Annotated in this window: 6 protein-coding genes; 3 read left to right on the top strand and 3 right to left on the bottom strand. The window is 50.9% G+C overall.

What is annotated here, in order from left to right; translation table 11 throughout:
* Nucleotides 1–1,656: 1,656 nt before the first annotated feature.
* On the bottom strand, nt 1,657–2,454 hold the full coding sequence (locus tag JX325_RS06340) for a hypothetical protein (RefSeq protein WP_204790314.1): 798 nt from the start codon (nt 2,452–2,454) through the stop codon (nt 1,657–1,659).
* Nucleotides 2,455–3,461: 1,007 nt separating this feature from the next.
* Between JX325_RS06340 and JX325_RS06335 the strand changes: the two genes are divergently transcribed.
* A complete protein-coding gene (locus JX325_RS06335; protein ID WP_204790313.1) occupies nt 3,462–4,355 on the top strand; it encodes a hypothetical protein in 894 nt (297 codons plus the stop codon).
* A 209-nt stretch (nt 4,356–4,564) separates the two neighbouring features.
* On the opposite strand, the gene JX325_RS06330 is transcribed toward JX325_RS06335, so the two are convergent.
* Both JX325_RS06330 and JX325_RS06325 read right to left on the bottom strand, forming a co-directional pair.
* Nucleotides 4,565–5,419 (bottom strand): Bro-N domain-containing protein, encoded by an 855-nt coding sequence (locus tag JX325_RS06330; protein ID WP_204790312.1) that lies wholly within the window; start codon nt 5,417–5,419, stop codon nt 4,565–4,567.
* A gap of 395 nt (nt 5,420–5,814) precedes the next feature.
* On the bottom strand, nt 5,815–7,446 hold the full coding sequence (locus tag JX325_RS06325; protein WP_204790311.1) for an S-layer homology domain-containing protein: 1,632 nt from the start codon (nt 7,444–7,446) through the stop codon (nt 5,815–5,817).
* Nucleotides 7,447–8,093: 647 nt separating this feature from the next.
* Between JX325_RS06325 and JX325_RS06320 the strand changes: the two genes are divergently transcribed.
* Both JX325_RS06320 and JX325_RS06315 read left to right on the top strand, forming a co-directional pair.
* On the top strand, nt 8,094–13,496 hold the full coding sequence (locus tag JX325_RS06320; RefSeq protein WP_243413955.1) for a SpaA isopeptide-forming pilin-related protein: 5,403 nt from the start codon (nt 8,094–8,096) through the stop codon (nt 13,494–13,496).
* 738 nt (nt 13,497–14,234) lie between these two features.
* Nucleotides 14,235–14,464: hypothetical protein (locus tag JX325_RS06315; RefSeq protein WP_204790309.1), on the top strand; the 230-nt coding region annotated here is incomplete at its 3' end.

Genomic DNA, 14,464 nt, shown 5'->3' with positions numbered 1-14,464 from the left:
TATAGTAATATCCATTTATAACACATATGTGTATTAGGGAAATATATAGGAGCAAAACCTGAAAAAAAGTCCTACAAATCCTACAAGTCAAATCCGGAACTTTTTCGCTGTTTTCAGCCCCAGCGTGTATTTCTCCATTCTTCTCGCCGGATGTATTGGGCAGAGCTGTATTACTATCCCTGGCGGCGAACCGCCGCTGAAAGCTCCAGAACTCTGCCAGCTTCGCAATCCAACTTTATCCCCCTGGCTGCTTCTTCCAAAAACGCCTGGGGCCGGGGGCCGGAGAAAGCGGCCCGCAGGGCCGCTCCAGGCCCCAGGCGGGAGGAGCGGAGCCCGTAGCCCTGCCGACGTGGCGGAGCGAGGNGACCGAGCGACCAGCCACGACGAGCAGGGGCCGTCTTGGGGGGACCCGCCGAGGCAGCGGCGCAGAAGGGCCGGAGGCGAACCCGCAGNGGCGCGTAGGGCGGGCCGCAGGCCCACCCGGAGCAGCCCAAGGGCGAGCCGCAGGACCGAGTGCCGGAGCCGTCCGAGCCGCCCGCAGGGCGTAGCGAGGCGAGCGGGGGGCCGAGACGGCGGCGGAGCGACGGGCGGGCACAGGCGGCGATAGCCCGAGGCCAACGGAGCCGGGGGCCTGGGTCCCCGGCGGAGTGGTGACGCGAAGCGGCAGGCCGAAGCCCCGGAGCAGCGGCGGTCCGTAGCCAGCGGCCCCCCTTCGCGGGGGCCAGTGGCGGAGGGCGGAAGCCGCTGCGCAGGGGGCCGATGGGTGCCCGCATACCTTTGGTGTTCCGGCGCAGCGCCCCGGATGGGGCCGAGCACGGAACAGGGGACCCAGCGATGGGGCTTGGCGGGCACTGCCCGTCAAGCTCCCTGAGCGGTCCCCCGCCATGCGAACAAGGGCGTCTGCCGACGGTCTCCGTCGGCGCTTCAAAAAAGAATGGCCCCTGAACAGCCATTGGCCGCTCCGAGACCTTATCCGGAACCGTATTGAATGCAAGTGCTTCAATAGCCCCAGTATTCAATATACCCCCACTCTGTATTTGTTTCCGTCCGGGTCCGGAGGACCCGGGCAGAGAAAGACTATTTTCGCTCCCCCGGAGTGCGTGAGCACTCCGGAGGAGCCTGTATTATCTCATGGTATCCTCATTGNTGGGAACTCTGCTGGTGATTTCCTCCGGCTTCACGTAGACGTCTTTGGNTGCATCATAGTTCCCACACATAAGGCGGAACATCAGCCAGTTGATACGCAGTTCAGCCTCTGAGCAGCAATCGGGCTTCTCCAATTCGGCGATGAAACGTTCTACCCAATCACTCATCTTGGAGTAATCCACTCTGAGTTCGCGTTCCATTTCTTCCTCCATTTTTTCCACATGCCTGATTTGCCTACGCTCTTCGTCTGTGTATTCTGTGAACTTCATTCGGCGGTTCATGATGGCTACCATCCTCTCCACAATATTTTGCTGCCAGGAAATTGGCTTAAAGGCCCCTGCCGACGGCGAAGCCGTCGGGGAAATTTGAGAGAGTTAATATATTTTGCTGACACAGCTGACGCAAAGCCCCTGCGCTNTATTATGATTGGTCCGTCCCCGGAGGGGACGGACCATAAAAGACTATATTCGTCCCCCGGAGTTCGTGAGCACTCCGGGGGAACCTGACTGATTACAGAATTGAATAAATACAAACTCCTTCGGTCTTTTCGGATAACTCCAGAACTTCACTTGCCATTTCCGGAGTCGTTCCGGTGGGCTGGCTGTAATAATTGCAGAGTTTCAATATAGCCTGTTCAAGATGCTTTTTTTCGGATTCTAAAAACGAGTTCTTACATTCCAAATCATAATTCTCGTAACGCGAATCTCTGTATTGGGCTTCCAGGCGCTCACACTTGGCTTGCAAAGCCGCATCTCTGGACTGCAAAGCCTTTATGGCTTCTATACCCTGGAGCAGTTGAAGTAAAGGCTCATTCCCCGCCGGGTTCTTGCGGAGGTCATCTATGTACATCGCTAGGTCCAGGGAAAAATCATCCTCATAGCTCTTATATACCCAGTTATCATCCAGAGGAAAGCCCATGTAATCATAGGGACCTTTGGAACGGGTACAAAGATAAAGAGGGATAGGCGGCAATTTGCGTTCCAGCTGTTCCAGCTCGCTCCAAAGGCGTTCCAACATAGGATACCGAGGGTCATCCTTCGGATTGATACCGTCTTCTTCAATCGTGGCTTGGTCCTCCCCGCGTTCAATACGCCATGTAAGTTCATCTAATTTCCACATGATAAACTTCTTTGCAGCCTCACAATAACCGGGTCTTTCCAACTCCTTTTCGATAAGGTCTGCGCATTCGTTTCCTGTGGAATATCCAATGCTGATTTCAAGGTCTCGGGCTTCAAAGGACTTTGTTAAATACTTGAATTGAATCTTTTCCTGTGGGATATGGTCCTTCGCTTCGTTTGGGTTTGTCATAGTGTTTATCTCACTTTCGTAATTTTTTGCCAGTCTTTGAAAATGGCCATAAGGCCCATGCCGACGGCGAAACCATCGGTAAATTAAAAGACTTTCTTGGCCTGCATTAGCCCACAATCGCGCCAAGCCGCCGCTTAACTTGTTTGATTGCGTTTTTATAACAATCTGAAGTCGGCGACGTTTGGTCTGGCAGTGCTATCTGTGAGCAGAATGGCGCTGATGCTGGATGCGGTGATGATGGACTGAACGAGGGCATGTACAAAATTGCCGAGACCAAAGCGCCTAACGGTTATTTGCTGCCCTACAAAAATTAGGTGGAAATTCATATTGACCCATCTAATATTACTCGGGGCGAAGAAGACGTTGACATCCGCCACCCGCATGTATATCACCATTGCCTTTCTGCAACATATTATACCGCAAACATGCCGTAAGGTCAATATATTTTGCCATTTTTCGAAACTTTTTCGGGCGTTAGAAGCCCAAAATGGAACCAATAAAAGGCCAAAATGGAACCATGCAATTCATAGTGCATGTTACGCAAAAAAATTGGTCACCGCNGGCTTTGTTTGGGCGTCGTTGATTTAAATGTAACCATATGGTTCTTGTTTGGTCCTGCGGTGTGCATTTGATTCATGCGACCGAGAATCTGTTCGAAATTTATTGATATATGAGCGTTTTCGTTTTGTTGATATGAATTTTAAGGCGTTGTTGTTTTCGATTTTTCCAATATTTTATTGGTTATTTTGTTTATTTTCTTTGATTTCTTTATGCGTTTGTGACTCGTTTTAGAAAATTTTGCTTGTATTTCTGGCAAAATCGGTGTAATATGTTAGCGTAAATGTGGATTGCAGTTTTCAAAACTTTCTTGTTTTTCAGCTTTTCTTCTTGGGCAAGAGGAATTTCTGTNAGGCAAGGCCGTTATTTTTATGGAGGTGCTTATGAATTCCAGTTAATATTATTCGAGCCATCCAAAATTTTTGCATGTATAAGGAGGTTTTAGAATCGTGCAAAAATGTTTTTCTAAGCTGAAGCGTGGTTTTGCTGCATTTCTGGTCATGCTCTCGCTTGTCGGCATGGTTCCATTCGAAGCATTTGACCTGACTATGACAGTGTTTGCTGCCGCTCCGGCGAATATTACGCTGAAGGACTTTCCGTCCGCTACGGGTACAAGTAAACCGTATTACTACTACAAGTCGCCTTTGCTTGGCAACGGGTCGTCCGGTAAGGGTCAGATGGCGCATGAGATTACTATCAAAGCGCCTGATGAAAATAACAAGATTCGCGAGCGTATTGCGTTTTGTGCGAATAATGGCAAGCGGCTTGGCGGTGGCTGTGAAGGCTCTAAGTGGGGCAGACCGGTTGAAATTACAAAAGATAGCAATAAGGCTCTTCATTTTGTTTGCTATATTGGTTTCTATCAGTATTACGCAATCAAAGATGACGAGGATTATTTAGGCGATGTGCCTTGTTTGGATGCTGGTAATACCCGGTATTGGTCTGAGGCTGCAACACAGGCTTATATCTGGTCTGTTAAAGCACAGCCAAACACGTTTGCGGCATTGTTTAGCGATTGGGACGATTCGCCTGAGTCTCGTGCTCCTGGTGTGAAGCCGTCTACGCCTGGCGGTAATGCTCGTTATCTTTTGGCACGTGAACGCGCATATGCCGGCGCCGGTAAGCTGGAAGCCAAGAATCAGCCTATGAAGTATACCTGTACTGAGGGAGACCTTGCCGGCAAAGTTGTCAGCCCGACTTCTGCTGAAGCCATTTGGGATTCTGAGATGAAGCTCTATAAGATGGCAAAAGGCTATGAAGATGGTTCTCTCGGCTGGGCTATTGCGCCTGAAGAATATTCTTTCTGGGAGTACGCTGGAAGCCGATGGTACACTTCTGGATGACACGCTGATTACCGGCGTCGACGGCTATATTGACTATGGCCCGCTGGTTCCTGGCGAGAGCTATGTCGTTACCGAAATCGAAGTGTGTGCAGACGCGTTCAAAATTTANAAAATCTTATAAAATATTTTGTAATTTTTGAAGACGCCTGATACGCAAAAAAAATTGGCCGCCGCAGGCTTTGCAGCCCACGGCGGTCTGATTTTGTTTATCACACGCGTTGTATTCCGGTGTAGTTCGCTCTGCCAATATAGCGTGCAATATTTACGTCATAGGCTGCCATCAGGGGCTCGTCGCCGGTCATCATGCGTTTGGGTCGTACAGGATGTTTGCGGCCTGGGCAATACCAGTTTGGGATGTTTCCGGCATCGGCCATGCTCGCGATAGTTTGGACAAATTTATTTCTGCCAAGGGGCTTTGGGCAAATGTGTTCACGGTTGACCCAGTTTGTGTACAGGGCGAACAGTATGCTGAACGAGTAAAACTGCCATTGCAGTTGCGGAACAATCTGGTTCACAAACATTTGCACGCTGTCTTGCTGCGAGACTTGTTCTGGTGCCGGAAGCGTTGGCACGGCAGGCGGCTGTCCGTAGATTTCTTCGTATGTTCCGACGGGATAGCCAGCTCTGGATAAGAAGTCCAGTACGACCGGCATCTGCTCTGCGGGAGTCTTGCGAAGTTCTTGAACGACTTTTAGGACGCTGTTGAGGTCGATTTTCGGATTGGCAGCGTCTGGAATCTGATAGCTGCCTGTCTTGCGTATCGCTGGCAATACTTCGGATGTGACCCAATGCCGGAATTTTTTGGCGTCTGGTTTGTTGGACCGAAGAATGACCGCATAAAGACCTGACTCGTTGATGATGACCATATTTTGCGGCCCACCAAGGGTATATATTTCACATATACCCTTTTCATCTTCGTCCAGCCTGTCCGCCATTTGCGACGTGTTCTTGACGCCTAGTATCTTGCAGACATCCGTTAGCACAAACCATAGTTCGCCATTTCGCTGAATAGTGCGTACATCTTTGTCTTGATATGTGAAAATTTGTAGTTTACTATTTGTCATGATGCGCCCTCCTTTCGTATTTGCAGCTTCCGGAAGGGTATATATTTCACATATACCCTTCTGGCAGGGGGNGNTGATTTGCNACCCCTTANCTTCNGGAATTCCCGCAACATGCCTGAGTTGACATGTTGCGACTGATTTTGCGTGATGCTTTATGCGTCACACACCTGCATGTATATCACCACCTTTCTAAAAAAATNGCCCCGGTCAGCCCCTGGCGGCGCTCAGCGCCGCCAATGTAAAAAAATTGGCCGCCGCAGGCTGTATAGCCCGCGGCGGTCTGATTTTGTTTCGCTNGTTCCTGTTNATNTGATTTTTGGGGGATTTGCTCCTAATACTATAACAAATACTAAGACAAAATGCTCCTAATNATTTATTCAGGTTCTTTGCGATTCTCAGGCGATAAATGCCTTACCAGAGGGTGTAGCGTAGCAGCTGTTGCAGATATGCTTGCTGCGGTCGGAAGACCAGAACCAGTTGGTGCTGGAATTGCCGCAAAGGTCACAGGTGCGGCCAGTGCTGGGAGTCGTACTCGGAGTCGTGCTGGGAGTCGTAGAACTGGAACCAGNGTTGCCGGAGNTATTAGCGTTCGACCCGCTGGAGCCGGTTGCTTTGCTAATTTGGAGATAGGGCACAGTGCTGTCAGTAGGATAGCGGGTGATGATGGTGTCATTGGTTCCCCAAGGCAGGTCACAGTTGAGGCAAATCACGGCATCTNGCTCATACCAGTGTACTTCGTATGAAGTGCCGGATTGGCATACAGTGTAGCCTGTNCTTCCGNAAAATACGCACTNNGCGGTTCCGGTGATAACCATTTTGTGTTCTTCGCTGTAAAATACGTNGCCGATGCGCACCTGACTAAAGTTCTTATGGGTTCTGACAGAAGCGGTTTTTCCAAAGATATAGTCGCTTGCCAAGGCCGCCCATCCACCGCACTGAGTTCCGCTGGCACCACTTACAGGTCTATAGATATTCGTGTAGATTTTGGTGCCAACTGTTGCATACAGCGTGCCATGAGGATATTTAGCTCTGAGCTCGTTCAGCAGGGCCTGAACGTTGGATTCGGTGATAGCTTTGCCATTGCTGAGGGTTGCTCCAGTTGTTGTATTGGAGTTGTCAGAACTGGACCCGGTGCTGGGCTTGGTGGTAGGCGTAGTCGTAGTGCCAGGCTTGGTGTCCGTCTTGCCGTCATCGTAGGTCGTATCGCCGGTGCTGGGCTTGCTGGTCGCGGGCGTGTACTGCATCATGCGATAAATCACGACACAGCCCTGTCCGCGGTTCATTATATTGTCACCTTTGAACGTTCCCAGTTTGTCATACCCTGTAATAATGCCCAGGGCGAACACATTTTTGACCGCATCCTGATATNTGCTGGGAATGGACTTGTAATCGGCAATCTTAGCCTGCGCCTCAGTCTTCTGAGCGTTGGTCGCGGTGAATCCCTTGGCTGTCATAATATTGGTCATGAGCTGGGCCATGTCATACCGGCTAATCGTCTGGTCCATGATGGACGCATCACCAAAGCCGTACTGGAAGCTGGTATTTTTAAGAACGCCTGCCATAGACAGCGCCTTCGTATTGGGCCCAAACCAGACGGCCTTATACGCGTCCGTGTCGTACTTCTTAACTTCATTGGGATAAAACGCACGGGAGAGCATGACGCAGAACTGGGCGCGGGTGACGGGATTGGTCGGCCGGAACGTGCCGTCAGAATATCCGGACGTGATGCCCTTGGCGGCGCAGTCCATGATGGCCGAGTAAAACCCGTGGGTGCGGGGAACGTCGCTGAAGCTGGAGACCAGAGGCAGTTCGTCATCAGACGCANTAGCATCTTCGGCGGGCTGNATAACATCCTCAGCCGGGATAATATCCTCGACGGGCTGGACTTCGCCAGGGTCAGACACAGGGTCTTCCNGGTAGNTACCGGGGTCGGTCCCACTGGTATCGTCGTACCCGGCAGCGAACACCGGAATGGCCAACGACGCCATCAGCGTCAAGGCCAAAATCAGGGACAGGATTTTCTTCATGGTGATTACCTCATTTCNCGCANATANATTTNGATTTGTGANTTNATCGCCTGAAGCGGCCGGGTCTGCCCGGCCGTTTTGGGCTTTTCTCTTCATTATGACTCCCGCCGGCGCTTGGCGCCGGCCGCTCCCGCGCCGTTATCTCACCGGCGCCGGCTGCTGCTGGCGCTTGCGCCAGGGCCGGCTTGCTCGTGGCGCCTGTATTTTATACGATANTTTGCTGTATGTCAACATGTCAGTTTTATAGCTTGTATTCAAGTAAAAACTTGTCATTTTACATAATCGCCTCATATATGAGGATTTTTGAGCAAGGCTTTTTCAAAAAATTTTTTGACCCTGCCAATCGCACGTTTTGCCAATAATTTATTGGGTATTTGATGGATTGGACCATAACTTTCAAGGCGCATTACTGGCCTGTTTTAGAAAATTTTACTTGTATTTGATAACTAATCGCGGTAAAATATCAAAGTAAATGTGGACCGTGGTTTTCAGAACTTTCTTGTTTTTCAGCTTTTCTTCTCGGGCAAGAAGAATTCCTGTCAGGCAAGGCCGTTATTTTATGGAGGTGCTTATGCAAGGCAATGATTCCAGTTGAGTGTCTTAGCAATTTTTCCAAGTTTTTGCATGACAAGGAGGTTTGATTGAACGTGCAAAAATATTTTTCTAAGCTGAAGCGCGGTATGGCGATGCTCTTGGCGTGCCTGTGTATTATTACGCTGGTGCCCATTGAGGCGTTTGCGGCTGACGGCGGAAGCAGTTTTCCGCAGACCATAAAATGCTTAAAGAGCCCGCCTATGGACCAGGGCTTTAGTATTCCGGGTATTTCCTCCGGCGACCGTGGCCTGCTTCACATTTTTACGTTTGAAGTAAACGGCGTGCCAACTATCGCTTTCTGCGCGAACCATCACAAGCGGATGAACGACAGCATGGAGGGTAAGACATATACGTTCTCCCGCATTATTGATGACCCGCTGTTAAANGCGTTCTTGTCTTACTATAATTTCCNAGTAAACAAGAATGGCTGGCCTGTTGAGCAGCCGCCAAAGTCCCAGTGCGGAAATGAAATGATNGANNATGGCTGGNTACAGNCGATTGTTTGGGAGCTGATAACAAACGGAAGCGCGTATAAGCATTGTTTGGAGCTTGACTTTGAAGCGAAAAAAGCTTGCGTCGAGTCAGGCGGAAATCCAGGAAATATCAAGTTTGGTCTTTCTGATGCCGGTTTTTCCGAAATGCTGAATCTGGCAAAAGCCAGATTAAAAGGCTATAAGGCNGTCAACGGCACGTATATCAAGTCTGACCGGGCCGAACAATTTGGCTGGTCCGAAGAATACGAGTGCGTTGACCTCATGACGGCGTATCTGGGCGCTGCGATNTCCGGCCAATACGGTAACTGGACGTTTGCGATGTATAACGCTCCTGACAGCGCGTTCCAGCCCANGATTGTGCCGATTCCTGAGACGGCTAAGCCTGGTGATGAGGAAATCTGGGCGAAAGTCAAGAAGGTTGATGGCGACGGCAATCCGCTCTCTGGCGCTGAGTTCAAGTTCTCTTATACTACGCCGACGACTGGTGAGCAAGTAGCCGGAACCGCGACTACGGGGTCCGATGGCTACGCCTATATCCGGATTAGTTCTACACAGCTCGGCGGTCAATCGCAGGCCGAGATTTTCGCTCAAGAGACGAAAGCTCCTGCCGGGTATCAGTTGATTACGACAACGGTTTCCGGAACAGGCACGACTGTTGCTAATGGTAGTNGTGGAACGGCGGTTGACTTGGCTGTTGGCGGTGTGGTGAACACACCTCCTCCGCCTCCTGGTCCGCCTACGGATATTATCCGTAAAATCGACTCCCGGACAAAGCAGGGTGTTGGTCCGGCCACGTTCCACTTTGAGGGCAACTCTCAGGGCGGCGTTGGCACCGGCGGTTCCGCAGCGGCTGCTTCTCTTTCCGCTCTGGCGGTTCAGTACGCGGCGGCCGGCAATTTTGAAATGGAAGTCGCGGGTTCTACCGGCTTTGTTGGCTGCGACTTGCCAATCAAGTTGACAGACGGGTCGACCAAGACACTGAAGGCCGGCACGGCGTTCACGATTCTGTCTGAAAATGGCAAAACATGGGCTGTTCGCACGTCTGAGGCAAATGGCAGTCTTGAGGGCTTGGTTGATAATACATATTGTATGATTAACCTGCCTGACGTGCTTCCCTCTATCGAATACGACATTCTGAACGCAAATTCTGCCAAATACGCCGTTGGTAATCTGCCATTGTCTGGCGTAACAGGCGAGAACCTGTACGGCAATCTGAAAATGCCCAACGCCCGGCTTGGCAGAGACGAGTATATCGTGCCAATTATGTATGCCACGGCGAAGAAATGGGCTGCCGTGCAAAATGCATTGACGGCATCCGGCGATGGTCTGATTTTCTACGACGCGTATCGGCCGTTCGACGTCCAGAAGAAGGTCAAGGCGGCTGTCGATTTGGTTGAGAAGAAGCCCGAGTATAGCGCATTGCTGACGGATTCCAATGGTTGGCATAAGGGCTGGTTTATTTCCCAGAACATTTCCAATCATCAGCGTGGAACGGCTGCTGATGTTGGCCTGAAAAGCGCCCGCAACAGTATGCCTTCTCAGATTCATGACCTGAGCATCAACGGCGTTGTGTATAACAAGCCCAGCCAAAATCCACCTGAGAGCGATTTGAAAGCGTCGGTCAAGAATAACGCCGGTGCCATGAAGCTGCATACGACGTGCATGAACGCCGGTTTGTCCCCGCTCGCGTCCGAGTGGTGGCATTTTGACGATGACGCGACCCAGGCTGTGGTTAAGACCCGGAATACAGGCGGTTTTTATGTGTCCGAGTGCCTGAGTACGGCCCCCGATAAGGCCGAGGAAGAAGGCGGTTCAGGTTCTTCTGCTACCACGCCAACGCCCGGCGGCTCTGGTTCTGGTTCCGGAACGGGTTCTGGCTCTGGAACTGGTTCTGGCACAGGCACAGGCTCTGGCTCTGGTACAGGTTCCGGTTCTGGTTCCGGTGGTATGACTGGTTCCAGCACGACGGGTTCTTCCGGTCCGAGCATGGGATATGTTTCTCATGACATGGATACAGATGAGAATGGTAATCTTGCCATCCAATGGTGGGACCCCACTGGTGACAATTATATCGCCCCCGGTGATTATACTGTTACCGAGAAGACGCCCCCTCCGGGTTATAAACTCGACACGACGGCGCGGCATCTGACCCTTGGCTTTGATGCCGACGGTAATCCGATGCATTCCGGCAACCTGGAATTTGCCAACGACCCGCTGCGGCGTATTAAAATCAAAAAGGTATCGGCTGATGGTGAGCCTTTGGCTGGCGCTCAGTTTGATATTTACCGCAACGGCCAAAAGGTTGGCTCCGAGGAGACCGGCTCTGACGGTACGTTTGTTTGGGCCGGNGATGGCGGTNTTGAGGACGGCTATTACACGTTCATTGAGACATCTCCGCCTCCTGGATACCTGCTGCCGTTGGAAAACGAACATTNCATTTGGCTGGAAGCGTCTGACATTCATGACGATATGGAAGTCATGTTGACGTTTGTAAACTATAAGGAATCCAGCATCGTTATCAAGAAATATATTGAGGGTACTACGCTTCCGCTGGAGGGTGCGACGTTTGANGTCCAAATCGNAGGCGAGATTCTTGGCACGTTCAAGAGTGGCCCGGATGGTACGACTGAGATTACGCCANACGTGTATGGAAAATTCTTGCAGAAATACGGCNGGACCAATCGTTCCAGTTGGACAATCGGCGTCCGCGAAGTAACTCCGCCCGCTGGATACCTGCTCAGTGACGACCAGTGGCAGTTTGCGGAGCTGCATCAGGGTGAAATTCTCAAAGAGTTCGTTTTCGAGGATATTCCGTATCCCGAAATCCAAATCANGAAGCGCGATACGAACACTCGCGAGCCTCTGGCTGGTGCAACGTTTGAAGTCATGGNTGACGGTCATTCTATCGGCGATTATACGACCGGCGATGATGGTATGATTACCATTAACTATGAATCTTACAAGCGCTTCTTGGGCGACGAGGGCACCGACGACGGCTANTCTGACAAGAAATTGTTCGACATTTCCATNCGGGAGAAAACCGCTCCCGAGGGCTATCTGATTGATGACAATGGCTGGCAGGTCAAGCCGCTGTATCGCAGCCAAAGCCCGTTGGTTTTTGAAGCTAACGATACGAAGTATCCTGAAATCTGGGTGCGCAAAATCGACCATGAAACCGGCGAGCCTCTTGCTGGCATGACTTTTGAAGTCGAAATCGACGGCAAGAAGTTAAACGCTCAGTGGACAACGACCGAAGAAGATGNCGTTGAACGCGANGGCTGGCATAAAATCACGTTCGAAGAATACAAAGAATTCTTGAACACCCAGGGCGGCAATGAGCTTGACGAGCGCGGCTATACGATTAAAGTTACGGAGACGTCTGCGCCGCAATTTTANANCAAAGACCGCCAGCTTGGTTCTGAATCCGGTGCGGATTACACGATTGTCCGGCAGTTAAATTCTAACTCCAGCCGNGTCGANTTTACTTTCGAAGATACCCATTATCGGTCTTTGAAAGTCCGCAAAATTGACTCTGAAACCCAATGGCCTTTGCTTGGCGCAGAGTTCACGCTCAAGCTTATTCGTCTGGAAAACCAGGACCTGAACGCGAGCAAGCCAAATGGCTGGGGCGACGGTGTTTCTAAAGTCGGTAAGACGAACGACCAGGGCGAATACGTGTTCGAAAACCTGCCCAATGGCGAATATTTATTAACCGAAACACATGCTCCGCAGGGTTATCATGGCATTGATGACACGGATACGACTAAGCGTGGTTATTGGACTGATACAAGACTTCCTGGCAGCCGGACTATCGTTATTACGTCCAGCTCCGGTTCCGACGGTGCCGGTGGTAATCCTGACGCGGCGAACCGTGTTATTGAGTACACGTATGCCAACGAGCCCAAGTCCGGTATCAAAATCTTCAAAAAAGATGGCGTGACCGGGCATTCCATTGAAGGCGCGAGATTCAGAATCACGCCGCTGTCTCCTCTGGAAGAAGCCTCCTGGGAAGAAGTCACGGATTCTAACGGTCTTATTGTTATCGAGAACGATTTGAAGTACGGCACTTACATGATTGAGGAACTTGAAGTTCCTGCTCCTTATCATGTGGACCATACGCCTCAGTATATCGAGCTCAATGACCAGCATGACGCGTATTCTGTGACGTTGAACAATTATGCTGACGGCATGGTGTATATTCGGAAACTGGATTCCAAGACCGGTCTGCCGGTTGCCGGAGCCCGGTTCGAAATCCGGAAAGCCGACGGTACGCTGCTGGATGACACGCTGATTACCGGCGTCGACGGCTATATCGACTATGGCCCGCTGGTTCCCGGTGAGAGCTATGTCGTGACTGAAATTGAGGCGCCTCCCGGATATACGATTTCTAATCCCAGTGTGCAGCCGTTTACTGTTCCTGAAAATGCGTCCGGCTGGGTCAAGAGCCTGATTTTCAAAGATGACCCGCTATGCAATCTGTGGCTGCGCAAAATTGATGCTGAAACCGGCCTCGGCCTGCAANGCGCCGTGTTCNAGATTCGTACTGGCGAAGGCACTATCATTCGCCAGAATGAAGTGACTGACCAACAGGGTTACGTGAAAGTCGACGGTCTTATCGAGGGCAGNTATCTTGTCCGTGAGACCAAAGCCCCGAACGGCTATATGCTGGACGATTCCGACCATCATGTGGTTCTGCGTTCCGGTCAGACAGAAGTCGTTTTGATTGAGAACACAAAGCCGGGCGGACTCGTGATTTACAAAATCGACGCCGCTACAAAGCAGCCCCTGGAAGGCGCTGTGTTCCAGCTGTATGACATCAACGATACGCCGATTGGCGCTCCTGTGAAGACCGGCAAAGACGGTTATGCCCGTTGGGCTGATTTGACTCCCGGCCAGTATCAGGTTGAAGAAATTACTGCGCCTGATGGCTATCAGCGTACAACTGGCCGCAGAAAGTTCTAAGTGAAAGAGNTTAATTCTATCACTTATGAATGGCCGAACGCTGAGGAAGCGACGATTACGATTTATAAGCGCGACGGCGAGACGTTGCTGCCTCTGGGCGGAGCGGAGTTCGAGATNCGCAAAACAAAATGAATTTTTGGAAGATNCACTGATTGCCTGTATGGTAATCAGTTTTATTATATAGTCTCCTTTCTTTTCCTTGTTTTTCTCACGGCAAAGCAGAAGATTTTCAGAGCAGGGTCAGGGGGACGATTAACNGTCCCCCTTCCCGCTTTGCTGGGGATACGCCGGGGGGCTTGCCGTGAGGAAAACAAAAATCGTGCCGTGCGGACGCAATAATCCCAACACGACACGATATATCATANCAACACAGCGGTNTCCCCTTGCCAAAGATTCCAGNAGAGGGTATAATAAGCCCGTGGTGCGTTTTATCGTTGTGTGGACAAGAGCGATTTGTCCGCATAGTCTCAGGAGGGTTGCCGCCCTCCTGGGACACCGCACTATTCAGTTTTCCTCACTCGTTATTGTACGCTTATGACTCTGAAATAGCAAGCCCCATTTATAAGATTTGCAAAAGCAAGACGCCTCTTCCCGGATTGCTCCAGGTGAAGGCGTCTTTTCTTCTGCCCATCTTTAACCGAATATAGTCTTTTCTTTCCCCGTCCCCTGCGGGGCCGGGGAAAATAGTCTTTCTCCGCCCGGCCCCGCAGGGGCCGGAAATACACTCTGAGGGTTCGCATGAAGCCGGACAAGAAGCCGAAAAACTTTTCGGAAAAGCCTTATACAACTTATACGCTTCAAGACACGGCAACGGCCAGAATGAATCCATCAGGTCAAATAGAAGCCAGAATAAATCCATCAGGCCAAAATGAAACCATAAGGCCAAAGCCGAACCGGAAAGCATGTGAAAGCGCACGGAGGGCTGTCTGCGTCACATCCCCTTATGCCCTTCCGTGGATTTTGGGTGT

The sequence above is a fragment of the Oscillibacter sp. CU971 genome, assembly GCF_905219725.1.
Taxonomy (GTDB): Bacteria; Bacillota; Clostridia; order Oscillospirales; family Oscillospiraceae; genus Oscillibacter.
This window is presented reverse-complemented; position numbering and strand designations above follow the sequence as displayed.

What these genes read in the sequence shown, in the direction of transcription:
- JX325_RS06340 (WP_204790314.1), bottom strand. Translation starts at nt 2,454, where the DNA reads ATGACAAACCCAAACGAAGCGAAGGACCATATCCCACAGGAAAAGATT.
- JX325_RS06330 (WP_204790312.1), bottom strand. Translation starts at nt 5,419, where the DNA reads ATGACAAATAGTAAACTACAAATTTTCACATATCAAGACAAAGATGTA.